This window comes from Salmonella sp. SA14318, from assembly GCF_029866905.1.
GTDB lineage: Bacteria > Pseudomonadota > Gammaproteobacteria > Enterobacterales > Enterobacteriaceae > Salmonella > Salmonella enterica.
Window position 1 is genome coordinate 2,767,992 of record NZ_CP123282.1, and the last position, 24,193, is coordinate 2,792,184.

Consider the following 24,193-nt stretch of genomic DNA (forward strand, 5'->3'; position numbering starts at 1 on the left):
TTATCATCCTTATTCGTAGCTACGTTGAGGACGTGAATACTCAAGACAAAGTCTAACGTTCTGTAACGTAGCCACGGGCTATAAGATTATCGATATGAATACTAAGCAAAGATTAGTACAGTAACTCTTTAACCTTTCTCAAAAGTGGTATTGTAATCCAACGCGATAACGGGTCTGTCTCTCATCGGTATTATTTCTCACCGCTACATTTCCGACCTCAACGTATGGTGTAAATGACTTATTCAGTTTCCAGGCTAAAGCCACATTATGTTCATAGTTTGTTTTTTTGTTATCAAATTTAATTTGATCGCTATCCATCCAGGTAAAGTTATATTCTAATTTCAACTCATCAAAAACATAACCTATATAAGTATCAAATCTATTCGTTTTCTCATCATCACTATAGTTAGCTGTCTTCCTTGCATAGTCATAACGGTAACGACCAGCCATATAAACACCAGAATCAAAATTATATTGCCCCCTTAAATAAGGCTTATAAATTGAAGTGTCTGGACCGCTTTCAAATATAAATCCAGGCTGCAAAACAAAATTGTCCGTAACTTTATAATTATAACTTACGCCCAGTTCTATAGCGTTTGCGACGAGATCGCTTAAATGCTTATCCTGCTCACCATCTACTCCTCCCGATTTAACGCTGGCATCGACATAAAAACCAATGCCGTTAGGAAGCTTTTCAATTATAGCAATACGGTCTTTATTAATTCTGGTTCTATCAGCATATTCATGCCGATAATCAAGGGTTGCCGCTTGTAGATATGATGAAAATGCTATAAACGAAACCATACCCAGAAGATATTTGTTGATTTTCATAAAATACTCCGCTCATCAATTAACTTTATTTTTGTATTTAAAAAATTATTTTATTAATAAATTACCATCACGCATGGTAAAGGAGGTTACAGACGAAACAGGTTTCCCTTTAGCATTTTCACCACCAATAAGGAAAACTTCATCACCATAACTTACTGATACACCATAGCCGAGAGGTTGTTTCATTTTACCCATATATTGCCAATGACCATTAACCAAACCATAGACTTCATCTCGCCATTTTTTATTTATTCCTTCGTGGGAATAAAACTTTCCATTGGTATAATTTTGTTTTGCTCCCGGAAAATTCGCGCCACCACCGACAAGCAGGACACCGTGACTATAGCCCGAAAATGCTCCGGCCAACCCTTCTTGCTGTTGTTCTCCAGGCGATGGCGGTAACTGGCTGTTCTTCAACCATGTTAGCTTGTCGTTATCCCACATGGCGCGGTAAATCACATCGGTACGTAAACCCGGTTTGAGCTCACCATTAATCAGCATCAGGAAATTATTTTCCATTACCGATGACGATCCTGCCGTCCCCGCGCCTGGCAGCTCACCGGCATTCTTCCATGTGTTCTCTTTAGCATTGTAGATAAATACGATTTTATTAAAAAAATAATCTTTGGCAGGTTTATTAAAATAATTATAGATGACTTTATTTTTTTCACTTTCATCCGCAGCCGCAGCCGCTATATCAATAAAATACTTATCAAAGATATGCTCATTAACCCCTCCGGTAATAAGTACCATCGTTTCGTTTAATTTTACTCCCGTATGCCCTGTTAATCCAACTGGAGATATAGTGTCAATTTTTTGCCATGTATTTTTCACCGGTGAGTATTTGTACACATCGCTATAAACCTGCAACGGTGATTCACTGTTTTTTTTCCCTACGCCACCAAAAACATAAAGCTCATCATTTAAAAATACCGACACGGATTGCTCACGAGCTCCACCAGGAAACGACTTTATACGCTCCCAGTCTTTATGTTGCTTTTTAAGATCAATTTTATACCAGGATGTCCCTGCGGTACCTAAGCCGACATAAATCACGCCATTATTATCAATAGCGCCAGTACCATTTTTCAGTGGTTCTGGTATATCAGGAAGCGTCGTTGCATATCCTGATGTGGTGATAGCGACTGATAAACATAGCGCCATTAGCGTCATCATTTTCTTAAAATTTTTCATCTGCATCCCCATGCGAAGAAATACAATTGGAGTAAAGCTTCATCATTAGTGATCTTATGGTGCACAATTTCAACAATGATAATGACAAAATGTGACCAAGCGCTAAAAATAATTACATGGGGTTATCATGTGCGAGGTAAAAGCACACCATGGTGATGTTAGAAGTGATTATGGGTGACCTGTTATGGTCAAACTCATTAGTGATAGCATTCGAATAAATACAACAAGAATTATGTGATGCATTTCATACTGGCTATCCCGTGGCGTATAAGCTCCTTCTGAGCATTTTATCTTTATGCCGGAAGCAGTTAATAAAATACAGCATGCTGCCATCAGAGTGAATTGTATTTGTCTTGTAGCTTCAGGTTATAGCCTCAAATCCGCTGGCGCAGTAATTGAATAACAAACATACCTTATGACTGTGTTCACATTTTTCTATCTTTTTGCTTGATGCAGCAACACTCCACAACATAACATAAAACGGAGCAAAACTTCAAAACATATAAGGCGGAACTGGATGTCACTATTAGCCAGGCTGGAACAAAGTGTACACGAAAACGGTGGGCTGATTGTCTCATGCCAACCGGTACCAGGCAGCCCTATGGATAAACCTGAAATTGTGGCTGCAATGGCACAGGCAGCGGCTTCGGCGGGTGCGGTCGCTGTGCGCATTGAAGGCATTGAGAATCTGCGGACTGTTCGTCCCCATCTTTCTGTTCCTATTATTGGGATAATTAAACGTGACCTTACAGGGTCGCCAGTCCGTATCACTCCATATTTACAGGATGTTGACGCCCTGGCGCAGGCAGGTGCCGATATTATCGCTTTTGATGCCTCATTCCGCTCTCGCCCGGTTGATATTGATAGTTTACTGACACGTATTCGCCTGCATGGATTACTGGCGATGGCAGACTGTTCAACCGTGAATGAAGGCATAAGTTGCCATCAGAAAGGAATCGAATTCATTGGTACAACACTGTCTGGCTATACCGGCCCCATCACGCCGGTTGAGCCAGATTTGGCAATGGTGACACAACTGAGCCATGCAGGTTGTCGTGTTATTGCCGAGGGGCGCTATAACACGCCTGCACTGGCGGCCAATGCTATTGAGCATGGTGCCTGGGCAGTTACCGTTGGTTCCGCTATCACCCGTATCGAGCATATCTGTCAGTGGTTCAGTCACGCAGTAACACGCTGAACAGGAAAAGAAAATGAACACGCTTACTATTGATATTTATGTCTCAGATAATAATCCGACGTTAATAATGCTATCGGCAAATACGATCCCCAGGCCTGAAGCCTGTTTGAACGCAATATCGGATATCTGCTATTTCAGGTATCCGGCAGGACATACGTCTGGGCATCACCATTGGTGGAGCATAAATGCTCTGCCTTTTACATCTCATGATTACCGTCATTGAGAGTAAAAAAACTATTACTTGATCTGAATATCGTATCGTCTGAATGATGGGAAGATAAAAATACACAGACGATGACCGCAACTCTACTCAAAACCATAAGCAGGAAAGAACTATGATTACACATTCTTTCGGCATCGTTAACTATCTTGTATTATTTGGCTACCTCCTGGCCATGATGTTAGTCGGTGTCTATTTTTCCAGACGGCAAAAAACAGCAGACGATTATTTTCGCGGTGGTGGCCGGGTTCCTGGTTGGGCGGCTGGGGTCAGTGTATTTGCTACTACGTTAAGCTCAATTACATTTATGTCAATTCCTGCCAAAGCGTTTACTTCCGACTGGACGTTTATCATTGGTCAGTATCTGGCTATCGCAATTTTACCGCTGGTTTTTTATTTCTATATTCCGTTTTTTCGGAAATTGAAAGTCACATCAGCCTATGAATATCTCGAAGCACGGTTCGATGTGCGCTGCCGTCTATTCGCCAGCATGTCATTTATGTTGTTTCATATCGGACGTATCGCCATTATCACTTTCCTCACCGTGCTGGCCTTGCGCCCCTTCATCGCTATAGACCCGGTGATTTTGGTACTGTTGATTAGCGTGATGTGTATCATTTATACCTGGATGGGTGGAATTGAAGGAGTAATATGGACTGATGTTATTCAAGGCCTCTTACTTTCTGGCAGCGCGATACTGATTTTTATAGTGATATGTCTCAAAGTCCAGGGCGGCATTGGTGAAATTTTTACGGTGACGCAGCAGGCGGATAAATTCTTTCCGGCTACGCAGTTCCACTGGAGCTGGACGGAAAGCACAGTACCTGTATTGATGATTGGTTTTCTGTTTGCCAATATTCAGCAATTTACTGCCAGTCAGGATGTGGTCCAACGCTATATCGTGACTGACTCCATAGAGGAAACGAAGAAAACATTACTTACAAATGCCAAACTGGTTGCTGTGATCCCTGTTTTCTTTTTTGCTATCGGCTCGGCATTGTTTGTCTACTATCAGCAACATCCACAATTATTACCGGCGGGATTCAACACTGGCGGCATTTTACCCTTATTCGTGGTCACCGAAATGCCAGTCGGCATTGCAGGGTTGATAATCGCCGCTATTTTCGCTGCCGCGCAGTCCAGCATCTCCAGCAGCTTAAACAGCATTTCCAGTTGTTTTAATTCCGATATCTATCAGCGTTTGAGTCATAAAAAAAGAACGCCAGAAAACCGTATGAAAATAGCTAAGTTAGTTATTCTGGTCGCGGGCCTGATAAGTAGCGCGGCCTCGGTATGGCTGGTCATGGCCGATGAATCAGAAATCTGGGATGCATTTAATAGTCTGATAGGTCTGATGGGAGGGCCAATGACCGGTCTGTTCATGCTGGGCATTTTCTTTAAACGAGCAAATGCCGGGAGTGCGGTTTTAGGAATTATTATCAGCGTCATTACCGTGCTGGGCGCACGCTATGCCACTGACCTTAACTTCTTCTTTTATGGGGTCATTGGCTCGCTAAGCGTGGTGATCAGCGGCGTTATTTTCGCCCCGTTATTTGCCCCGGCACCGCCATTGACGCTGGATGAAAAACCTGAACCAAAGGTGACATTATGATTTCATGATACCACGCTATACCGACACAGCACACGGTGACGCCAACGCCCGGGGCGACAATACCGGGCCAGATATAAACCATCCGTCAGATGGCGCGCTATAAACACCGTAAGAGCAAACAGATTACTCTCCAGTGATGTTCTGTCATAAGTTGGCAACGCGATGTAAATATTCCCCCTCCTTTACTTACATCGCGCTTTTTTTCATGCCGCAGACTTGATAGGCTCTGCTCTGTTCGATATTGCAGGCTTTGTGCCGCAATCAGCCCTCAAGAGCAGGAACTATATGGAGCCTCAACCCCCACGTCTTAAACCCGGAAAAATCCTTGACACTCTGGGTGCTATGCAAAAAAGCCTGACACGTGCCTCCCAGCGTATAGCGCAATATATTTTAGCCTTCCCCAGACAGGTGACACAGTCATCTATTGCCGATTTGTCGCGCGACACACAGGCCGGAGAAGCCACGGTTATTCGCTTTTGTCGCACCCTGGGCTATAAAGGTTTTCAGGATTTTAAAATGGACCTGGCCATTGAACTTGCCACTACCGAGTCTGATGACAGTAGTCCTCTACTGGATGCCGAAGTTAGCGAATCCGACGATGCCCACGCCATTGGTTTAAAATTGCAGAACACCATTAGTAATGTATTATCTGAAACGCTAAATCTGCTTGATATGCAACAGGTTCTCGGTGTCGTGGACGCCCTACGTCACTGTCACTCAGTTTATATCTTTGGTGTGGGCTCATCGGGGATCACGGCGCTGGATATGAAACACAAGCTAATGCGTATTGGTTTACGGGGCGATGCGGTAAGCAATAACCATTTTATGTACATGCAGGCTACGCTATTAAAAGCAGGCGATGTCGCGATGGGTGTCAGTCACTCGGGCACATCGCCAGAAACAGTGCATTCACTCCGATTGGCCCGACAGGCTGGCGCCACCACAGTCGCCATTACCCATAATCTGGGTTCTCCATTATGTGAAGAGGCCGATTTTTGCCTGATCAATGGTAATCGGCAAGGAATGTTGCAGGGTGACTCGATCGGTACGAAAGCCGCGCAGCTTTTCGTCTTTGACCTGCTCTATACCCTTCTTGTACAGTCCTCGCCGGAACAGGCCCGAGAAAGCAAATTACGGACAATGAATGCCCTGGACATGACAAAATAATTCCCTTCACGTACAGGCGTCATTTTCCTTTTTTGTTCATGAGTCTGCTGGACGCTTTATAGACAACAAAGCCCGGTCTCCCGGGCTCTGAGAGTCAATGCTATATTAGCTGTATGCGTGAAGCGTTCGCTGACAAAGCGCCGAGCGCACGCAGTCGTCTTTGTTGAAATGCACAATCCCTACCATTTCATCTTCTTCAAAGCGTTCCAACGCATCGCTCAACCCGGAACGCACGCCGCGCGGCAGGTCGCATTGCGTAATATCGCCATTGACAATGACCGTGACATTTTCGCCTAGTCGCGTCAAAAACATTTTCATTTGCGCCGCAGTCACATTTTGCGCCTCGTCGAGGATCACGACCGCATTTTCAAAAGTACGCCCACGCATATAGGCGAACGGGGCAATTTCTACCTTACCGATTTCCGGGCGCAAACAATATTGCATAAAGGACGCGCCCAACCGTTTAAGCAGGACATCGTAGACGGGCCGAAAATAAGGCGCGAATTTTTCAGCGATATCACCGGGCAAAAAACCAAGATCTTCATCAGCCTGCAATACCGGACGCGTCACAATGATCCTCTCGACGTCCTTATGAATCAATGCTTCTGCCGCCTTTGCCGCACTGATCCATGTTTTCCCGCAGCCGGCTTCGCCGGTCGCAAAAATAAGCTGTTTACTGTCAATAGCGTTCAGATAATGCGCCTGTGCTTCATTTCGCGCCTTAACAGGAGAGGTATCGCGACTATCGCGCGCCATGCCAATGGCTTCTACTCCGCCCATCTGTACCAGTGACGTGACCGATTCTTCTTCACGTTGCTTATGACTACGCGAATCTCGTCTCAACACACGCTTTGCTTCACGACGAGCTTTGATCACTGCTTTTTGTCTTCCCATGGATAGCACCTTGAGTTGTAGGTATACATCACCCGCGTTCTCTTGAACGCGATTATGCGCACACACATCTGAGGGTTGGCTTCCTTGTAAGCCTTAGCTTGCTTTTTGAAACGACGCCACACACGGCTACGCGCACCACATATGACGTCATGGGTATGGACAGTAAGAGAAATGATGAGAGCTTTTAAGGTGACAAGATCACCACCGGAGAGAGAATGTCCGTACAGGGTGTTGTAACTACTGTAAACAATGTGTCCTGGTGCGGACATTACCATTCGCGATCTCCATAGTGAGTGACCATCACTGCCGGGGAACTACCGCTATTACTACTAAGTACAACACAAAACATCAATAATGCAACAATATATTCACCAAGCATTAACCAAAAATTATTGCGTCATTGTCAGTCTCTTACAGAAAGATTACACGATTATTTCATCGGCAGGAGACTAAAAAAGATAATCATTAGCTACTGCGGGTATTAATGGTGAAACTACCCATAACCAATTGAATATTCAATATATAAAAGGTTAAAATGGAGTAATTAACGTGTCCTATCTCCCATCGCTAAAACGGCATTATTTATGCAAAATTTTGTGCGGCATACTTACGCCAGTAACGCTGACTCGTTTTAATTTTTGTCATTACTCTCTTGCGTCAAGGCTATTGGTACCATTAACAGGCGATTTCATATATGGCCAGTTAGTGATTACTCGAGACGTATTACGCCCGCGTTAACGGCGCTCAAGGGCTAAAAATAGTTTGAGAGAGCGTCCTCATTTACCTGAACATCTTCAGTCAATCGGTCCGGGACTTATCAGAGGACCAGGCAGGCGTATAACGCCGCCTGGTAAAATATGTCCGATGGCAATAATGCTATCGGACATGTCGGTTATTCCGCCTGTAGCTTCGACGGCGGCGCGGAATGATAATGCGCGTCCGCTTTTGCAAAGCGTTCCTGCATCGCTGCTGTCGGCGCTTTGCCAAGCAGGCTAAAGATTACGATCCCCAGGCTGCCGAAAATGAAGCCAGGGATGATCTCATACAGATCCAGCCAACCATATTGTTTCCAGACGATAACCGTCACCGCGCCAATAATCATTCCCGCCAGCGCGCCGTTACGTGTCATACGCGACCACATCACAGAAAACAGGACAACAGGTCCAAATGCCGCGCCGAATCCAGCCCAGGCGTAGCTCACCAGCCCCAGCACACGGTTATCGGGGTTCGCCGCCAGCGCAATGGCGATCAGCGCTACCACCAGCACCATCACTCGCCCTACCCATACCAGCTCTTGCTGGCTGGCGCTTTTACGCAGAAAAGCCTTATATAAATCTTCCGTAATCGCGCTGGAGCATACCAGCAACTGACAGCTCAACGTCGACATCACCGCCGCCAGGATAGCAGACAGCAGAACACCGGCAATCCACGGGTTAAACAGGATCTGCGCCAGTTCAATAAATACGCGTTCTGAGTTTTGGTTCACCGCCCCGGCCAGCGCGGGGTTATTGTTAAAGTACGCAATGCCAAAGAAGCCCACCGCCACCGCGCCCGCCAGACACAGAATCATCCAGGTCATACTGATACGACGCGCATGAACAATACTGTGATGGGAATCCGCCGCCATAAAGCGCGCCAGGATATGCGGCTGACCGAAGTAACCCAGTCCCCAGCCCATCAGAGAAATAATAGCGACAAAATTCAGCCCCTTGAGCATGTCGACATTCTCGATGCTCTTTTGCTTGATCACTTCCAGCGACTCGCTAAAACCGCCTACGCCGACAATAACCATCACCGGCGTCAGGATTAACGCAAAAATCATCAGGCTGGCCTGAACGGTATCCGTCCAGCTAACGGCAAGAAACCCGCCGATAAAGGTATAAATAATGGTTGCCGCGGCCCCCGCCCACAGTGCGGTTTCATAGCTCATACCGAAGGTGCTTTCGAACAGTCGTGCCCCAGCGACAATACCTGATGCGCAATAGATAGTGAAAAACAGCAGAATGACCAGCGCGGAAATAATACGCAGGACTCGGCTCTTATCCTCAAACCGACCGGTAAAATAGTCCGGCAGCGTGAGCGCGTTATTGTTAAATTCGGTATGCACGCGCAGGCGCCCGGCCACCAGCTTCCAGTTAATCCATGCGCCTAACGTCAGGCCAATGGCGATCCAGCTTTCAGAGATCCCCGACAGAAAGATAGCGCCAGGCAGCCCCATTAACAGCCAGCCGCTCATATCCGACGCGCCGGCTGATAAAGCCGTAACAAACGGCCCCAGGCTGCGACCGCCAAGAATATAGTCATCAAAGTTTTTGGTTGAGCGCCAGGCGATAAACCCAATCAATATCATGCCAAAAATATAGACACAGAATGTCACCAACATCGGTGTGCTAATAGCCATCAAGGTTCTCCAAATTTATTTATTGGCACTACCGTAGCGTGCCGTTTTGTACCCTGCCGGAACGTGGCAAGGGTGTTATGTTTACCAGGGCGACCGTATCCTGCCGGAAGCGGTGGTTATTCACAATCGATTTAACACACCATTTACATCAAATTTGATTGCAGAGGGATACTATTTTTCTCCAGGTTGCACTCTCTCACATTTTTTGCGGTTGCACCTTTTAAAAGTGTTAACTACCGCAGAGAAAATAAATCCAGATGGTTTTCCCCGTCAGACTCCCTCTTTCTTTTTTTAACAATTTATTCATTTTTAAGCTTGCAACGCAGGTCACATTTAACGCGGTTGCACAAAGTTGCAACATGGTGGATATTTTCCGCTAACTATTGGTTAGCAGATAGAGCGAATAACAGGAGTAGAGGGTATGGGAACCACCACGATGGGGGTTAAGCTGGACGACGCCACGCGCGAACGGATCAAAATGGCCGCGTCGCGTATCGATCGCACGCCGCACTGGTTAATAAAACAGGCAATCTTTAGCTATCTGGACAAGCTGGAAAATAGCGATACGCTACCGGAGCTACCTGCGCTGTTTGCCGGCGCGGCAAATGAAAGCGAGGAGCCGGTCGCGCCGCAGGATGAGCCGCATCAGCCCTTTCTGGAGTTTGCCGAACAGATTCTTCCCCAATCCGTCTCTCGCGCCGCCATCACCGCCGCCTGGCGCCGCCCGGAAACCGATGCGGTGTCAATGCTAATGGAACAGGCGCGCCTGTCGCCGCCTGTCGCTGAGCAGGCGCATAAACTGGCGTATCAACTGGCGGAGAAATTGCGCAATCAAAAATCCGCCAGCGGTCGCGCGGGTATGGTGCAAGGCCTGTTGCAGGAGTTTTCCCTCTCTTCGCAAGAAGGCGTTGCGCTGATGTGTCTGGCGGAAGCGCTGCTGCGTATTCCCGACAAAGCTACGCGCGATGCGTTAATTCGCGACAAAATCAGTAATGGCAACTGGCAGTCGCATATTGGCCGTAGCCCGTCGCTGTTTGTAAACGCCGCCACCTGGGGGCTGCTCTTTACCGGCCGACTGGTCTCAACGCATAACGAAGCCAATCTTTCGCGCTCGCTGAACCGCATTATCGGCAAGAGCGGCGAGCCGTTAATCCGCAAAGGCGTCGACATGGCGATGCGTTTAATGGGCGAGCAGTTCGTGACTGGCGAAACCATTGCTCAGGCGCTGGCGAATGCCCGAAAACTGGAAGAGAAAGGGTTCCGCTATTCTTACGATATGCTGGGCGAAGCCGCGTTAACCGCCGCCGACGCGCAGGCCTATATGGTCTCTTACCAGCAAGCGATTCATGCCATCGGCAAAGCGTCTAACGGTCGCGGTATTTACGAAGGGCCAGGCATCTCGATTAAGCTGTCCGCCCTGCATCCACGCTATAGTCGCGCGCAATACGATCGGGTAATGGAGGAGCTTTATCCACGCCTGAAATCCCTGACGCTGCTGGCGCGCCAGTACGACATTGGTCTCAATATCGACGCCGAAGAGGCGGATCGTCTGGAGATCTCGCTCGATCTGCTGGAAAAACTCTGCTTCGAACCCGAACTGGCGGGCTGGAACGGCATTGGCTTTGTGATCCAGGCTTATCAAAAACGCTGCCCGCTGGTCATTGATTATTTAGTCGATCTGGCCTCCCGTAGCCGCCGTCGGCTGATGATTCGTCTGGTGAAAGGCGCCTACTGGGATAGCGAGATCAAACGCGCGCAAATAGAAGGGCTGGAGGGCTATCCGGTTTATACCCGCAAAGTGTATACCGATGTCTCTTATCTGGCCTGCGCGAAAAAACTGCTCGCCGTACCTAATCTGATCTACCCGCAGTTCGCGACCCATAACGCTCACACACTGGCGGCGATTTATCATCTGGCCGGGCAAAATTACTATCCGGGTCAGTACGAATTCCAGTGCCTGCACGGCATGGGCGAACCGCTGTATGAACAGGTCACCGGTAAAGTAGCGGACGGAAAACTTAACCGTCCCTGCCGTATTTACGCGCCGGTGGGAACACACGAAACCCTGCTGGCCTATCTGGTACGACGCCTGCTGGAAAACGGCGCCAACACCTCTTTTGTCAACCGCATCGCCGATGCCACCCTACCGCTCGATGAACTGGTGGCCGACCCGGTCGAGGCCGTGGAAAAACTGGCGCAGCAGGAAGGTCAGGCTGGCATACCGCATCCGAAAATTCCGCTGCCGCGCGATCTGTACGGCGAAGGTCGGATAAACTCCGCCGGACTTGATTTAGCGAATGAACATCGCCTCGCCTCGCTTTCTTCTGCCCTGTTAAGCAACGCCATGCAGAAATGGCAGGCCAAACCTGTGCTGGAACAACCGGTGGCCGACGGTGAGATGACGCCGGTTATCAACCCGGCGGAACCGAAAGATATTGTCGGCTGGGGACGCGAAGCGACAGAAAGCGAGGTTGAACAGGCATTGCAAAACGCGGTCAATCAGGCGCCGGTTTGGTTTGCGACGCCGCCGCAAGAACGCGCCGCCATTTTGCAGCGGGCGGCGGTATTGATGGAAGACCAAATGCAGCAGTTGATTGGCCTGTTGGTGCGCGAAGCGGGGAAAACGTTCAGCAACGCCATTGCCGAAGTGCGCGAAGCGGTAGACTTCCTCCATTATTATGCCGGTCAAGTGCGTGACGATTTCGATAACGAAACGCATCGCCCGTTAGGGCCGGTAGTCTGCATCAGTCCGTGGAACTTCCCGCTGGCCATTTTCACCGGCCAAATCGCCGCCGCGCTGGCGGCAGGTAACAGCGTTCTGGCGAAACCGGCAGAGCAGACATCGCTGATTGCCGCCCAGGGCATTGCCATTTTGCTGGAAGCGGGCGTACCACCGGGCGTCGTGCAACTGTTGCCGGGACGGGGAGAAACCGTCGGCGCCCAGCTTACCGCCGATGCGCGTGTACGCGGCGTGATGTTTACCGGTTCCACGGAGGTCGCGACGTTGTTGCAGCGCAACATCGCCACGCGTCTTGACGCCCAGGGCCGCCCTATTCCGTTGATTGCGGAAACCGGCGGTATGAACGCTATGATTGTCGACTCTTCCGCGCTCACCGAGCAGGTGGTCGTGGATGTGCTGGCTTCCGCTTTCGACAGCGCCGGACAACGCTGTTCTGCGCTCCGCGTGCTGTGTTTGCAGGACGATATCGCCGAACATACGCTGAAAATGTTACGCGGCGCGATGGCGGAGTGTCGGATGGGGAATCCAGGCCGTCTGACGACCGATATCGGGCCGGTGATCGATAGCGAGGCCAAAGCCAACATTGAACGTCATATCCAGACAATGCGCGCCAAAGGCCGCCCGGTTTTCCAGGCCGCGCGTGAAAACAGCGATGACGCGCAGGAATGGCAGACCGGTACGTTTGTTATGCCCACGCTTATTGAGCTGGAAAACTTCGCAGAGCTGGAAAAAGAGGTCTTCGGGCCCGTGCTGCACGTCGTGCGTTATAACCGTAACCAACTGGCGGAGCTTATCGAACAGATTAACGCTTCCGGCTACGGGCTAACACTGGGCGTACATACCCGTATTGATGAAACCATTGCGCAAGTCACCGGTTCCGCCCATGTCGGCAACCTGTACGTTAACCGTAATATGGTGGGCGCGGTCGTCGGCGTCCAGCCGTTTGGCGGCGAAGGACTGTCCGGCACCGGGCCAAAAGCGGGAGGACCGCTCTATCTCTACCGTCTGCTGGCACACCGCCCGCCCAATGCGCTCAATACGACGCTGACTCGTCAGGATGCGCGTTACCCGGTGGATGCGCAGCTTAAAACCACGCTACTCGCGCCGTTGACCGCCCTGACGCAATGGGCGGCGGATCGCCCGGCGCTACAGACGCGCTGCCGACAATTCGCCGATCTGGCGCAGGCCGGCACGCAGCGCCTGCTACCGGGGCCGACCGGCGAGCGTAATACCTGGACGCTGTTGCCGCGTGAACGGGTATTATGCCTGGCTGATGACGAACAGGACGCGTTGACGCAGCTTGCCGCCGTTCTCGCCGTCGGCAGTCAGGCGCTATGGTCAGACGACGCCTTCCACCGCGATCTGGCGAAGCGTCTCCCCGCCGCCGTTGCGGCGCGTGTCCAGTTTGCGAAAGCGGAAACGCTGATGGCGCAGCCGTTTGACGCGGTGATTTTCCACGGCGACTCCGACAAGCTGCGGACCGTGTGCGAAGCCGTCGCCGCCCGCGAAGGCGCGATAGTGTCGGTACAGGGGTTCGCCCGCGGCGAAAGCAATATACTGCTGGAACGGCTCTATATTGAACGTTCGCTGAGCGTAAACACTGCCGCCGCTGGCGGTAATGCCAGCCTGATGACAATTGGCTAATACTGTGGTTAATTAAGGCTCCGTCAATGGAGCCTTTTTACTCGCGTCAGAGGACCGTATGAAACGAATTTTCCTTACCTGCGCGGCGTTGTTGTTCAGCAGTCAGGCGTTGGCCGATGAGTGTGCCAGCGCCAGTACGCAGCTGGAAATGAATCGCTGCGCCGCCGCGCAATACCAGGCGGCAGATAAAAAGCTGAACGAAACCTATCAAAGCGCGCTTAAGCGTGCGCAACCGCCGCAGCGCGAGCTGTTACAAAAAGCGCAGGTGGCCTGGATTGCCCTGCGCGACGCCGATTGCGCTCTGATTCGTTCAGGTACGGAGGGCGGCAGCGTGCAACCCATGATCGCCAGCCAGTGCCTGACCGATAAAACGAACGAACGCGAAGCGTTTTTAGCCTCGCTGCTGCAATGTGAAGAGGGTGATTTGAGCTGCCCACTGCCGCCAGCCGGTTAACGCACGCGAATCCCTTCAATAATAATGCGCTGAACGCTTTCGACCGTTTGGTTGAAAAAGGCTTCATCGCGAAGCGTCGCGCCGGTTACCGCCTCAACCTGAGGGGCAAAATCGGCGTAATGTTGCGTGGCAGCCCAAATCATGAAGATCAAATGGTGCGGGGGGACGGGCGCCAGTTTCCCGCTGTGCACCCATCCGGCAATCAGCGCGGATTTTTCATCTATCAACGCTTTTAGATCGCCGGTCAGTTCCTCCATTAAGAGCGGCGCGCCCGCCAGCATCTCCATGCAGAAGAGCCGCGACGCCTGCGGATAATCACGCGAAACCTCCAGCTTGAGACGGATATACTCTTTGATGGCCTCCAGAGGGGAAAATTCTGCGCGAAACGCCTTGAGCGGCGCCAGCCAGACATCCAGGATCTGTCGCATTACTGCGACATACAGCGCCTCTTTCGAGGGATAATAATAAAGCAGATTGGTTTTGGAGACGCCTGCCCGCTCGGCGACCTGCTCAAGACGCGCGCCATGAATGCCATACTGGGAAAAAACGGCAAGCGCGGCGGTTAAGATAAGCTGCCGTTTTGCACCGGTGGCCTGCGAGCGTTTCCCGATTTTTTTCTCTGTGCGTTGCGACATGCGCCCTCTCCTTTTTGTCAGGACGCAAGCATACCAAATCCGGCTTATAAACAAAAAAACCGCCGGAAATCCGGCGGCGGTGGCGCATGACGCTTTTTAGCGTGAAACGCTCAGCGTCTTGCTGTTGTGACGCAGGCTAGCTATTACGGTTACTGCTTTTGCCCCCTTTTTTGCCTGCTTCGGATGCACGCTGCGGGTCATTCTTAAAATTGCCCCCGCTGTGCTGACCACCTTTACGACCTGCTTCTGATGCTCTTTCGCGGTCTTCCGCAAAATTACCGGAACCGCCACGATGGTTTGCCATTACTGACCTCCGTCATAGATTAGACATCATATTGCATAGGTAATGAGGAGTATCTCCTCGCGCAGCGTATGAACGATATCATCAGTAACGCCGCGTAACATTAAGCATAGTGAAAAACGTCGTGGTAGGCCGCTTACCGAAATATTCTGCAACATTGGAAGCCGAATACGCAGAATAATAACCATAAGAAATAAATAAGTTATTCTTATATTTGGGAAAATCAAAGCGCTTAAAAATGTATCATTTTGCAACAAAGGTCGCCAAATTAATTATTGTTATAAATCAAAGAAATGGCGCTGAAATTTGCACTCTTCACAGGAGAGCATATCTTTAAATAGACGTAGCGAATCGCTACACACCTGATTAATCTGAGGAGTAGTACAAATGGCAAAGATTCTGGTGCTCTATTATTCCATGTACGGACACATTGAAACCATGGCGCACGCGGTGGCGGAAGGGGCAAAGAAAGTCGACGGCGCAGAGGTCATTATAAAGCGTGTGCCAGAAACAATGCCGCCTGAAATCTTCGCAAAAGCTGGCGGTAAAACGCAAAACGCACCGGTTGCCACCCCACAGGAGCTGGCGGATTACGATGCCATTATTTTTGGTACGCCAACCCGGTTTGGCAATATGTCAGGCCAGATGCGTACCTTCCTGGACCAAACCGGCGGACTGTGGGCATCCGGCGCGCTATACGGCAAGCTCGGCAGCGTGTTCAGTTCTACCGGAACGGGCGGCGGCCAGGAGCAGACCATCACCTCGACCTGGACTACGCTTGCCCATCATGGGATGGTGATCGTCCCAATAGGCTATGCCGCACAGGAACTCTTTGACGTCTCCCAGGTTCGCGGCGGCACGCCTTACGGCGCAACGACTATCGCCGGAGGCGACGGTTCACGTCAACCAAGCCAGGAGGAACTCTCTATCGCTCGCTATCAGGGGGAATACGTCGCCGGTCTGGCAGTCAAACTCAACGGCTAATCTTCAACAGGAGGATTCGAATGCCAACTCAAGAAGCAAAAGCGCACCGCGTCGGCGAATGGGCAAGCCTGCGTAATACGTCGCCGGAAATTGCCGAAGCCATTTTTGAAGTCGCTCACTATGACGAGAAACTGGCAGAAAAAATATGGGAAGAAGGTAGCGATGAGGTGCTGATCAAAGCCTTTGAGAAAACGGACAAAGACTCGCTCTTCTGGGGCGAACAAATCATCGAACGTAAGAACGTATAACACAAACGCCCCCGCCTGCGCGGGGGCATACGGCTATTTTGCGGCAGTGTTCATGACGTTATCGAACTTATCCAGCGGACAGAAGCCGTTCGCATCCACCGGACATCCTTTCAGTTCCAGGGTTACCCTTTGCGCGGGCGATTTGAGCGTTAACGCTTCCGCGTTACGTAACTGCCGGGCGCTCTGGTAGACATACTCGATTTTCATCAAATCCCGGTTAGCGTTGCCGTCATGCCAGCGTTGGAAGACAAGCTGACCGCCAATCGGCGTTCTCTCATACTGGTCATGGAGCTGATAGGGTTTAAAATCCAACGCCGTCAGCAGCGACGCGATATTGGAATCATGCCCCACCAGCACGGTAACCTTCGGCGCGCTAACGCGATCGGCAACCAGCACCTTATCGATATATTTCACCAGCGGCGCAGCGACATTGCGCGCCACCGTGGGTGAGGTAAACAGGCTGTCCTGATAGCCGTTTTTCAGTTTTGACAGCACCTTCCACTGCCGATCGGTGTGGATCCCGCCCCAGGCGACCTGATCCATCGGAAACCCTTCGTAATATTGCAGGGTAAACGCATCCACCAGCGAGTTCCCTACTTTAAGCGGCCCCTGCACGCCAGGCTCTTGCTGATAGTTCGCGCTGAAGGTATCTTTCGCGTCGATTAGCGAACACTGATGCTTCTCTTTGCAGGACGGCGAGTCCTGATAATGCGTTATCTGCTCAAGCAGTTTATAACTCTCATCAAGATGTAGCTGACTACGCGCCTTTTCCATCGCCTGTACGGCCTGTTGCCGGAACGCGGCGGAATCATCGGTAATTACCGGATTGAAGGTAGGGTCCATAGTGCCCATTTTTTCCTGATGATGAACAGGAATATCACAGCCGGGGAAAGCGCCGGTAATGAAAAATTGCGCGGTGGCGACGGTGCGCTGCAAACTATTCGCATAGGCATATACCGTGTCGGGCGCCGGACATTCTCCCGACGGTATCAGCCCCTGCGCGACCAGCCATTCACGTGTGTAGTGTCCCATATAGACTTCCAGCACGCCGCCTTTCGTCGTCAGTTGCCCGCCGGGAACGTCCCACGCCGGCCAGGCGTTCGGCGTCGACTGCGCCAGTACGCTGCCATTATTCGCCAGCGGCGCCCGCAGATTATGGCGGCTCATCATCAGCACCTGTTGTAATTGATAACCCTCCGGCGTTGTCTGCGCCTGTACGGCGGATGACAACAAAACAGCCCCTGCCACAGCAACAGCGAGTAATGATTTTTTCATCCCTATGACCTCTTGTTGTTATCAAATCGTTCTGAGTGTGACAGAAATGGATCATTTTTCCGGGAACGATTTCGCAAAACGGGGGTTTTTCTTACAGTAAACGCGTTAGCGCCGGGAAACCCCGGCGCATATTCAGAACGTTTTTGCCCACCACAGTCGAAGCTTCATGCCCCAATAGCTGGTCCAGCCGCTGGTGGTGAACACAACCCGACCTTGTGAAACCACCACCAGCGTTGGCGTCACGCTGATTTCCCAGCCAGCGGATAAGGCGCCGTTAGCATCATTGACGACCGGGAAGTCAACGCCCTTGCGCGCCAGCCAGCGGGCAACCTCAGCGTCATCGCCGGAGCGGAGCGCAACGGTCATGACGTTTTCCCCTTCCGCCGCCAGGCGAGCGACCGCAGGCGTAGTAAAGCGGCATACCCCGCACCAGCTGGCCCAAAAATAGAGCAGTACGGGGCGTTCCTCGCTCAAGGTCGCCAGAGTTGTCGACTCTCCCGTCAGCGTACGTAATGGTGTCGCGGCAAACGCCGGAGGTGCCTGCGGCGCGCGCCAGACGTCCATGACCACCATTATCGCGATGAGGAGCGCCAGAAAAACCGCGGCTTCACGCAGCCAACGCCGCAGTTTACCCGGCATTGGCAGCCGCCAGTTTTTCTTTCACCACCGCTTCCAGCGTATCCCAGGGCACTGCGCCCGGAATCAGCTCGTCGCCAATGATCGTCGCTGGCGTTCCTTGCACGCCGACCAGCCTTGCCAACTGCAAATTAGTACGTATCGTTTCCATGCTTTTTTCATCCAGCGTCACTGGCGTAGCCCCTGCTTTCTGCTGGGCCTGTTTAATACTGTCATCCGTATGGTAACCGCGCTTTTGCATGAGTTTTTCATGTAGCGCGAGGAACTGTTGCGGATGCTCGCGCCAGGTGGTCAGCGCAATACGCGCCGCCAGTACGGAACTCTCTCCTTTGAATGGCAGCGGTTTAATAATGACCGCAACGTCAGGATATTTCTGCACAATCTTTTCCAGCATCGGATCGAGCTGTTTGCAGTACGGGCAGTTGTAATCCGTAAAGTTCACCAGCGTCAGCTTAGGGTGTTTAGCGCCTATCCGCGGGCTGGCAGGATCGTTAAACAACGCCGCATGGATCAGATTTTCAATCTGCTTTTCCTGATCCGGCGTAAAAGGAGCGGTTTCTTGCGCGATGCTCAGCGTCGAAAACAGCGCCAGCAGCAAAACAATCATGTATTTCATTGGGTTATTCCTTTCGCTTTTTTCAACGTTTGTAATACCGCATCGCGGGTCAGCAAAGTGGGCAGTGCCTCCCCTTCCGGCAAGCCGGGGCCATATACCTGATTAAACGGCACGGCGACCTGGCCGCGCGTTTTCAGAAAATCTGTAATGGCATCGGACGGCAGCGTCCAGTCTCCCCGCAGCGCCACAACATCCGGCTGTTGCAAGGCGGCCTGCACATCCTCTTTTTGCAGGACGTTGTATTTATTCACTTTACAGGTAATACACCAGTCCGCAGTGACATCGACAAATACCCGCTTATGCTGCGCCAGCGCCGACTGGATTGCCTGTTCACTCAACGGTTGCCACTGAACCGTGTCTTGCGCGCTCTTTGACGCAGTGAAGCCGAAATGCGGCAGGAGTAACGTCGCCAGCCAGATAGCCGACCCCAGCATCATCAGACCGAGGATCCTGCGCAGGACATTCATCCAACGCCCGGGGCGCGGTAAACGTAGCGCAAGCCCTGGTCGTATCGCGACCAGTAGCCACGGCGCGCTCATCCCCAGGCCTAGCGCAAGGAACAGCCCCCACAGCGTCGGCAACGACGCCGTGAGCGCCACGGCGACCGCCGTGCCCAGAAACGGCGCGCTACAAGGCGTCGCCAGCAGCGTGGCGAATGCCCCCTGCCAGAAATGTCCCGACATACCGTTACCGCCGTAAGTGGCCAGTTTCGTGGTCATAGATGAGGGAAGCCTGAACTCAAAAAGCCCGAACAGGCTGGCGCTAAACAACAACATCACCAGCGCCATAAAACCAATAAACCATGCATTCTGGAACTGGACTCCCCAGGCCAGCGCATGGTTTGACAGGCGAAGGAGGGTCATAAACGCCGCCAGCGCCATAAATGACGCAATGATACCGGCGACCGAAGCCAAAAATTGTCGCCTGATGTGAGAGCGGCTTTTTTCCTCTACCAATAAAATAGAGCCAAGTTTCATGCCCAGAACCGGCAGTACGCAGGGCATTAAATTAAGAATCAGTCCGCCGATCAGCGCCATCATTACAACTTGCCAGAAAGGTAGCGCCGCATTGTCCGGCGTTTGCGCTGGCGCAGCGCCAATGGTTTGCGTGCTCTCCTGGGCGATAGCGCCATCGGCTAACACGAGGGTCAGCGATTTGTTGCGCAAATCGGGCGCCTTTTCGCCCCAACTGTCCGTCACCGGCACCGTCGCCTGTAACCTGTCGCCCTCTACGCGCAGACGAGGCTTCGCAAAATCGACGTCATCTACGGTGTCAAGATAGAGCCCGGGCGATGACCAGCCCGCCGCTCGCGTAGCAGTGACCACCAGTTCTCCCGGGCGATAGCCGACGTCAAGCGAGTCCGTTAGTCCACTGCGGAGCGGAACTTTACCCATCGCCCGCGCATAGTCATGGGCAAAATCGGCATTCTGCACAGTGGCCGTCACGGAAAAGGGGTAATCGGTCAACAGACAAACATTGCTGCAGGTTGATAACGTCAACACACCGCTCAAGGTCGCGGGCGGCGTACCGCGCACGATCATCGGAAAGGTCACCTCGTCGTGATATCCCTGGGTGGTGATATTCGCCACATCAAAGCGCGAGGGAGTTGGCCAGAACCAGCTTACCTCAGGCATGTCGCCTTTCCAGGCGATAGAGGGCGCCACGCCCCCTTCCCCCGGCGCGCGCCAGTAGGTTTTCCAGCCGTTTTCCAGTTTGACATCCAGCAACAGCCGGGTCTCACCGTTAGCGGACGTATCGGCACGTAGCCGTATGCTGGCATGGTCGTTATCGGGCGAACGCAGCCAGCCGCTTTCCGCCGCCCAGGAGACGGGCAGCCAAAGCCATAACAGGCAGAACAGTATCCGCCTGAACAAAATCATCATATTTTTTCTCCGTGAATGAGTAATTAACCGTTAGCAATAACCGGTCTGTCATTCACGGAAGACACAAAATCGTAGATGTACCCGTAATGTGGGCGGCGAAATAGCCCGTGGAGGCGAAAACGGCAGGCGCATGACCCGGACAGGCGCCAGTAAGGAAAGCAGTAGACAAAGCGCAAGGATAGCGCCTTCAAAGAGTACCGGAGGCGCCGCCAGCAGCGACTTGGCGCTTAATTCACAGGGGGTGACCGGCGAGCCGTCATCTGTCGAGGAGGGAGCGCTGACCACCGCAGCAGAGGCCGTCGCCTGCATCTGCAAGGCGTGCAGGCCCGCCATGCGTTGCGCGGTACAAACCATTACCACGACACATGCAAGGCAAAGAAACCACCAGCCCATCCGTTGTTGTTTCGCCATTGCGCCCTCACTGTTTAACGCGAGTTATCTTAGCCACTGGCACGGTTTTGGCAACCTTTCCCCTGTAAAGTTATGTCGGCGCGCTGCGCAACCTTCTGATAGTCGAACAACGTAATTTATTCTTACTAATGATATAACTGGTGTTTTCATACGCACTTTTCAGGTTTACCCTACACTTAGTGGAGAAACCTTTTTGGGGTCCCTTCTGTATGTATTGATTTAGCGAGATGATGCTATGGAACTTAAGGATTATTACGCCATTATGGGCGTGAAACCGACGGACGATCTCAAGACGATTAAGACCGCCTATCGCCGACTGGCCCGCAAGTACCATCCAGATGTCAGCAAAGAACCCGATGCCGAAGCCCGTTTCAAAGAGGTTGCTGAAGCATGGGAAGTGCTGAGTGATGAGCAACGGCGCGCCGAGTATGACCAGTTATGGCAACACCGTAACGATCCACAATTTAATCGCCAGTTCCAGCAACACGAAGGCCAGCCGTATAACGCCGAAGATTTTGATGATATTTTCTCGTCTATTTTTGGTCAGCACGGTCGCCATTCGCACCACCGCCACGCCGCACGCGGTCATGATATCGAAATTGAAGTGGCGGTATTCCTGGAAGAAACGCTGGAAGAGCACCAGCGTACGATTAGCTATTCCGTCCCCGTTTATAACGCGTTCGGCCTGGTGGAGCGGGAAATTCCCAAAACATTGAATGTGAAAATCCCGGCTGGCGTCAGCAACGGGCAACGAATCAGACTGAAAGGCCAGGGCACGCCGGGGGAAAACGGCGGACCTAATGGCGATTTATGGCTCGTTATCCATATTGCCCCGCATCCGCTCTTTGATATCGTCAATCAGGATCTGGAAGTCGTCCTTCCGCTTGCCCCATGGGAGGCGGCGCTCGGCGCTAAGGTGTCTGTGCCAACGCTTAAAGAGCGTATTTTGCTGACCATTCCCCCCGGCAGCCAGGCAGGTCAGCGGCTGCGTATCAAAGGAAAAGGATTAGCCAGTAAAAAGCACACTGGCGATCTCTATGCCATCATCAAAATCGTTATGCCGCCGAAACCTGACGAGAAAACAGCTGCCCTGTGGCAACAACTGGCGGACGCGCAGTCGTCCTTTGACCCACGCCAGCAATGGGGGAAAGCATAATGGCTAACATCACTGTCACCTTTACCATCACCGAATTTTGTTTGCACACCGGCGTGACGGAAGAGGAGCTAAACGAAATCGTCGGACTTGGCGTAATTGAGCCTTACGAAGACGATAACGCCGACTGGCAATTCGACGATCGCGCAGCGAGCGTGGTACAACGCGCGCTACGCTTACGCGAGGAGCTGGCGCTCGACTGGCCTGGGATCGCGGTCGCGTTAACGCTGCTGGAAGAGAATTCACGGCTGCGCGAAGAAAACCGGTTACTGCTGCAACGCCTTTCTCGCTTTATCTCGCATCCCTAATCCACGATAAAGGCAATAAACCGAGGGTGGGCTTTCTGCCCACCCCGGATTTACATGCACCCGGTATAATACCAGAATGCCTCTGACATACTTCCCTCAACGGAAGAAATATAGCCTTTCACCGCGCACAACCCGATCAACGAACCGCCAATGTCAGCCATTAATGCGCCATTGCGAAGATCATCGTTTAAATAAAGACCAGCCACACGTTCACATTTTTTAGATACGTCGGTTATTTTTACACGTTAGCGATCATTTATTGCCTGAAGAATATATTCTTTCACTGTTTTGTACTCTCTGGTTGATACGTACCTTCTCCCTGTCAATGCCGGGTAAAATGTACCGCTGCGCTTACAGGTTGCGGTATTTATAAATAAGAAATACAACAGTCACTTACAGTTTAATAATTGAGCGTTATAACATCCACTACCGCCCAATATTTACACCACGCCTAAAATACAAAAATGTAATAGAATGTAAACAAAATAAGAGCATAAAATAAATAACTTATTAAAAAATCAATATAAATAGAGTGGTCAATAAAAAACGATCGTTTTCAACGAGTTATGTTTCTCAGATTTTCATCTATCCTGAATAGGCTTGCGGAAAATGTAATTTACACCATTGACTATTTCACTTAAAAGGTTTCTGTAATGGAATGGAAGGTCGTTGATACAGTTATAAGTCCCTCTACCGGAGTGTCGTTCTCATGCATACATAGCCTAAAAAATCTTAGATTGACCTTATGGTATCAGGCAGATGTTTACATGCCTCCAGGTAGCATTATCATCCCCTTTAATAAGGGGGTCTTAATAAACGATAAACTTTATCCCGTTACTGTTTACAACGTTACCAGGTTTAATCCTGTTCTATGGAAATCGCTTAAAGAAAATAGCCACTGTCCTGGTAACTGCAATCCTAAACCAGAAGCCTGCAGTTATCCTTTCGAGTGTCTGGTATCCGTTTGTCCATTTGGTTTAACCAGAAATATTCAAATAGATAATAAGAAAGTTTAGGAAATAAAGTATGCATTAGCCATACTACTGATTAAGTGTATTCGCGCACGTTTGCAGTATTTTGCAGTTAAATATGTTTGATATAAAAATTGTACAGTTCGGATATTTTTTGATTCGTTTAATCTAACCTTCACTTTGGCAACGAGGAGCCGGTACAGAGGATATTACTGATGGCCGGCAGACAAAGAAACGCATTGCTTTTAACACTGTATAAATTCCATCCGTGACATTCTTATTTAGTAATATTTCACCAGAGCAATCATCTTACCTTTATTGTGCATAAAAATCAGCAAGTAGTGTTTAGAAAAAATAATGTTTTAGACAAAAGCTCTGCGCGTCATGCTGATCGCCAAAAGCATAACGGGCTGACAT

At 50.8% G+C, this 24,193-nt stretch carries 21 protein-coding genes; 10 read left to right on the top strand and 11 right to left on the bottom strand.

Translation table 11 applies throughout. The features are described from left to right. Nucleotides 1-138 precede the first annotated feature (138 nt). Together QEN32_RS13395 and QEN32_RS13400 are read right to left on the bottom strand one after the other, a co-directional pair. Nucleotides 139-831 carry an oligogalacturonate-specific porin KdgM family protein gene (locus tag QEN32_RS13395; RefSeq protein ID WP_000700610.1) on the bottom strand — a complete coding sequence of 231 codons (693 nt, stop codon included), beginning with the start codon at nucleotides 829-831 and terminating at the stop codon, nucleotides 139-141. Between the two features lie 45 nt (nucleotides 832-876). Further along, nucleotides 877-2,037 (bottom strand): N-acetylneuraminate epimerase, encoded by a 1,161-nt coding sequence (locus QEN32_RS13400; RefSeq protein ID WP_023206261.1) that lies wholly within the window; start codon nucleotides 2,035-2,037, stop codon nucleotides 877-879. A 505-nt stretch (nucleotides 2,038-2,542) separates the two neighbouring features. Between QEN32_RS13400 and QEN32_RS13405 the strand changes: the two genes are divergently transcribed. The 3 genes from QEN32_RS13405 (at nucleotide 2,543) to QEN32_RS13415 (ending at nucleotide 6,222) form a co-directional block, all read left to right on the top strand. After that, nucleotides 2,543-3,223, top strand: a complete 681-nt coding sequence (locus QEN32_RS13405; RefSeq protein WP_001521709.1) for an N-acetylmannosamine-6-phosphate 2-epimerase — start codon at nucleotides 2,543-2,545, stop codon at nucleotides 3,221-3,223. A 335-nt stretch (nucleotides 3,224-3,558) separates the two neighbouring features. Further along, nucleotides 3,559-5,055, top strand: a complete 1,497-nt coding sequence (locus QEN32_RS13410; RefSeq protein ID WP_000628085.1) for a sodium:solute symporter — start codon at nucleotides 3,559-3,561, stop codon at nucleotides 5,053-5,055. Nucleotides 5,056-5,340: 285 nt separating this feature from the next. Further along, the gene (locus tag QEN32_RS13415) at nucleotides 5,341-6,222 is read left to right on the top strand and encodes a MurR/RpiR family transcriptional regulator (protein WP_000433673.1); all 882 of its coding nucleotides are present in this window, start codon (nucleotides 5,341-5,343) and stop codon (nucleotides 6,220-6,222) included. A 105-nt stretch (nucleotides 6,223-6,327) separates the two neighbouring features. Here the strand turns inward: QEN32_RS13415 and phoH are convergent, their stop codons facing one another. Both phoH and putP read right to left on the bottom strand, forming a co-directional pair. Continuing rightward, nucleotides 6,328-7,116 carry a phosphate starvation-inducible protein PhoH gene (phoH, locus tag QEN32_RS13420; RefSeq protein ID WP_000533527.1) on the bottom strand — a complete coding sequence of 263 codons (789 nt, stop codon included), beginning with the start codon at nucleotides 7,114-7,116 and terminating at the stop codon, nucleotides 6,328-6,330. Between the two features lie 892 nt (nucleotides 7,117-8,008). Beyond that, nucleotides 8,009-9,517: a sodium/proline symporter PutP gene (gene putP / locus QEN32_RS13425; protein ID WP_001018467.1), complete on the bottom strand. Its 1,509-nt coding sequence runs from the start codon at nucleotides 9,515-9,517 to the stop codon at nucleotides 8,009-8,011. A 421-nt stretch (nucleotides 9,518-9,938) separates the two neighbouring features. Between putP and putA the strand changes: the two genes are divergently transcribed. Together putA and QEN32_RS13435 are read left to right on the top strand one after the other, a co-directional pair. Beyond that, nucleotides 9,939-13,901 carry a trifunctional transcriptional regulator/proline dehydrogenase/L-glutamate gamma-semialdehyde dehydrogenase gene (gene putA, locus QEN32_RS13430; protein WP_265322172.1) on the top strand — a complete coding sequence of 1,321 codons (3,963 nt, stop codon included), beginning with the start codon at nucleotides 9,939-9,941 and terminating at the stop codon, nucleotides 13,899-13,901. A gap of 58 nt (nucleotides 13,902-13,959) precedes the next feature. Further along, nucleotides 13,960-14,355: a lysozyme inhibitor LprI family protein gene (locus QEN32_RS13435; RefSeq protein WP_000821064.1), complete on the top strand. Its 396-nt coding sequence runs from the start codon at nucleotides 13,960-13,962 to the stop codon at nucleotides 14,353-14,355. Here QEN32_RS13435 and rutR read toward each other — a convergent pair. Both rutR and QEN32_RS13445 read right to left on the bottom strand, forming a co-directional pair. Then, complete coding sequence (gene rutR, locus QEN32_RS13440) at nucleotides 14,352-14,990, bottom strand: HTH-type transcriptional regulator RutR (protein WP_076937345.1); 639 nt, start codon at nucleotides 14,988-14,990, stop codon at nucleotides 14,352-14,354. The two genes, QEN32_RS13435 and rutR, sit on opposite strands and share 4 nt — an antisense overlap. Nucleotides 14,991-15,126: 136 nt before the next feature. Next, entirely contained in the window at nucleotides 15,127-15,294 is a 168-nt protein-coding gene (locus QEN32_RS13445) for a general stress protein (RefSeq protein WP_001273663.1), read from the bottom strand. Between the two features lie 384 nt (nucleotides 15,295-15,678). Between QEN32_RS13445 and wrbA the strand changes: the two genes are divergently transcribed. Both wrbA and QEN32_RS13455 read left to right on the top strand, forming a co-directional pair. Next, nucleotides 15,679-16,275: an NAD(P)H:quinone oxidoreductase gene (gene wrbA / locus QEN32_RS13450; RefSeq protein WP_001062898.1), complete on the top strand. Its 597-nt coding sequence runs from the start codon at nucleotides 15,679-15,681 to the stop codon at nucleotides 16,273-16,275. A gap of 20 nt (nucleotides 16,276-16,295) precedes the next feature. Further along, complete coding sequence (locus QEN32_RS13455) at nucleotides 16,296-16,523, top strand: YccJ family protein (RefSeq protein WP_001143125.1); 228 nt, start codon at nucleotides 16,296-16,298, stop codon at nucleotides 16,521-16,523. Nucleotides 16,524-16,556: 33 nt separating this feature from the next. Here QEN32_RS13455 and agp read toward each other — a convergent pair whose 3' ends face one another. The 5 genes from agp to QEN32_RS13480 form a co-directional block, all read right to left on the bottom strand. After that, entirely contained in the window at nucleotides 16,557-17,798 is a 1,242-nt protein-coding gene (gene agp / locus QEN32_RS13460; RefSeq protein ID WP_000749201.1) for a bifunctional glucose-1-phosphatase/inositol phosphatase, read from the bottom strand. Between the two features lie 132 nt (nucleotides 17,799-17,930). Further along, on the bottom strand, nucleotides 17,931-18,437 hold the full coding sequence (locus QEN32_RS13465) for a protein disulfide oxidoreductase (protein ID WP_023201793.1): 507 nt from the start codon (nucleotides 18,435-18,437) through the stop codon (nucleotides 17,931-17,933). Further along, nucleotides 18,427-19,050 carry a DsbA family protein gene (locus tag QEN32_RS13470; protein ID WP_023201792.1) on the bottom strand — a complete coding sequence of 208 codons (624 nt, stop codon included), beginning with the start codon at nucleotides 19,048-19,050 and terminating at the stop codon, nucleotides 18,427-18,429. The genes QEN32_RS13465 and QEN32_RS13470 overlap by 11 nt, the downstream gene beginning before the upstream one ends. Then, entirely contained in the window at nucleotides 19,047-20,933 is a 1,887-nt protein-coding gene (locus tag QEN32_RS13475) for a thioredoxin family protein (RefSeq protein ID WP_265322318.1), read from the bottom strand. The genes QEN32_RS13470 and QEN32_RS13475 overlap by 4 nt, the downstream gene beginning before the upstream one ends. A 48-nt stretch (nucleotides 20,934-20,981) precedes the next feature. Continuing rightward, nucleotides 20,982-21,344: a copper resistance protein gene (locus QEN32_RS13480; protein ID WP_001118902.1), complete on the bottom strand. Its 363-nt coding sequence runs from the start codon at nucleotides 21,342-21,344 to the stop codon at nucleotides 20,982-20,984. A 235-nt stretch (nucleotides 21,345-21,579) separates the two neighbouring features. Between QEN32_RS13480 and cbpA the strand changes: the two genes are divergently transcribed. The 3 genes from cbpA to QEN32_RS13495 all read left to right on the top strand — a co-directional run bounded on the left by cbpA (nucleotide 21,580) and on the right by QEN32_RS13495 (nucleotide 23,821). Beyond that, a complete protein-coding gene (cbpA, locus tag QEN32_RS13485) occupies nucleotides 21,580-22,500 on the top strand; it encodes a curved DNA-binding protein (RefSeq protein ID WP_000420603.1) in 921 nt (306 codons plus the stop codon). Continuing rightward, nucleotides 22,500-22,805, top strand: coding sequence for a chaperone modulator CbpM (gene cbpM / locus QEN32_RS13490; protein ID WP_001284251.1), 306 nt, complete (start codon nucleotides 22,500-22,502; stop codon nucleotides 22,803-22,805). Before cbpA ends, cbpM begins: the two co-directional genes overlap by 1 nt. 653 nt (nucleotides 22,806-23,458) lie before the next feature. Then, nucleotides 23,459-23,821: an anti-adapter protein IraM gene (locus tag QEN32_RS13495; RefSeq protein ID WP_001537781.1), complete on the top strand. Its 363-nt coding sequence runs from the start codon at nucleotides 23,459-23,461 to the stop codon at nucleotides 23,819-23,821. The last annotated feature ends 372 nt before the right edge of the window (nucleotides 23,822-24,193 follow it).

Excerpts from the sequence above, each read along its gene's own strand:
- putP (WP_001018467.1), bottom strand. The coding sequence starts at position 9,517 with ATGGCTATTAGCACACCGATGTTGGTGACATTCTGTGTCTATATTTTT.
- QEN32_RS13455 (WP_001143125.1), top strand. The coding sequence starts at position 16,296 with ATGCCAACTCAAGAAGCAAAAGCGCACCGCGTCGGCGAATGGGCAAGC.
- QEN32_RS13480 (WP_001118902.1), bottom strand. The coding sequence starts at position 21,344 with ATGGCGAAACAACAACGGATGGGCTGGTGGTTTCTTTGCCTTGCATGT.
- QEN32_RS13395 (WP_000700610.1), bottom strand. The coding sequence starts at position 831 with ATGAAAATCAACAAATATCTTCTGGGTATGGTTTCGTTTATAGCATTT.
- QEN32_RS13475 (WP_265322318.1), bottom strand. The coding sequence starts at position 20,933 with ATGATGATTTTGTTCAGGCGGATACTGTTCTGCCTGTTATGGCTTTGG.
- QEN32_RS13415 (WP_000433673.1), top strand. The coding sequence starts at position 5,341 with ATGGAGCCTCAACCCCCACGTCTTAAACCCGGAAAAATCCTTGACACT.
- QEN32_RS13465 (WP_023201793.1), bottom strand. The coding sequence starts at position 18,437 with ATGCCGGGTAAACTGCGGCGTTGGCTGCGTGAAGCCGCGGTTTTTCTG.
- cbpA (WP_000420603.1), top strand. The coding sequence starts at position 21,580 with ATGGAACTTAAGGATTATTACGCCATTATGGGCGTGAAACCGACGGAC.
- agp (WP_000749201.1), bottom strand. The coding sequence starts at position 17,798 with ATGAAAAAATCATTACTCGCTGTTGCTGTGGCAGGGGCTGTTTTGTTG.
- cbpM (WP_001284251.1), top strand. The coding sequence starts at position 22,500 with ATGGCTAACATCACTGTCACCTTTACCATCACCGAATTTTGTTTGCAC.
- phoH (WP_000533527.1), bottom strand. The coding sequence starts at position 7,116 with ATGGGAAGACAAAAAGCAGTGATCAAAGCTCGTCGTGAAGCAAAGCGT.
- QEN32_RS13405 (WP_001521709.1), top strand. The coding sequence starts at position 2,543 with ATGTCACTATTAGCCAGGCTGGAACAAAGTGTACACGAAAACGGTGGG.
- QEN32_RS13435 (WP_000821064.1), top strand. The coding sequence starts at position 13,960 with ATGAAACGAATTTTCCTTACCTGCGCGGCGTTGTTGTTCAGCAGTCAG.
- putA (WP_265322172.1), top strand. The coding sequence starts at position 9,939 with ATGGGAACCACCACGATGGGGGTTAAGCTGGACGACGCCACGCGCGAA.
- QEN32_RS13410 (WP_000628085.1), top strand. The coding sequence starts at position 3,559 with ATGATTACACATTCTTTCGGCATCGTTAACTATCTTGTATTATTTGGC.
- QEN32_RS13470 (WP_023201792.1), bottom strand. The coding sequence starts at position 19,050 with ATGAAATACATGATTGTTTTGCTGCTGGCGCTGTTTTCGACGCTGAGC.
- QEN32_RS13495 (WP_001537781.1), top strand. The coding sequence starts at position 23,459 with ATGGAATGGAAGGTCGTTGATACAGTTATAAGTCCCTCTACCGGAGTG.
- QEN32_RS13445 (WP_001273663.1), bottom strand. The coding sequence starts at position 15,294 with ATGGCAAACCATCGTGGCGGTTCCGGTAATTTTGCGGAAGACCGCGAA.
- rutR (WP_076937345.1), bottom strand. The coding sequence starts at position 14,990 with ATGTCGCAACGCACAGAGAAAAAAATCGGGAAACGCTCGCAGGCCACC.
- QEN32_RS13400 (WP_023206261.1), bottom strand. The coding sequence starts at position 2,037 with ATGGGGATGCAGATGAAAAATTTTAAGAAAATGATGACGCTAATGGCG.
- wrbA (WP_001062898.1), top strand. The coding sequence starts at position 15,679 with ATGGCAAAGATTCTGGTGCTCTATTATTCCATGTACGGACACATTGAA.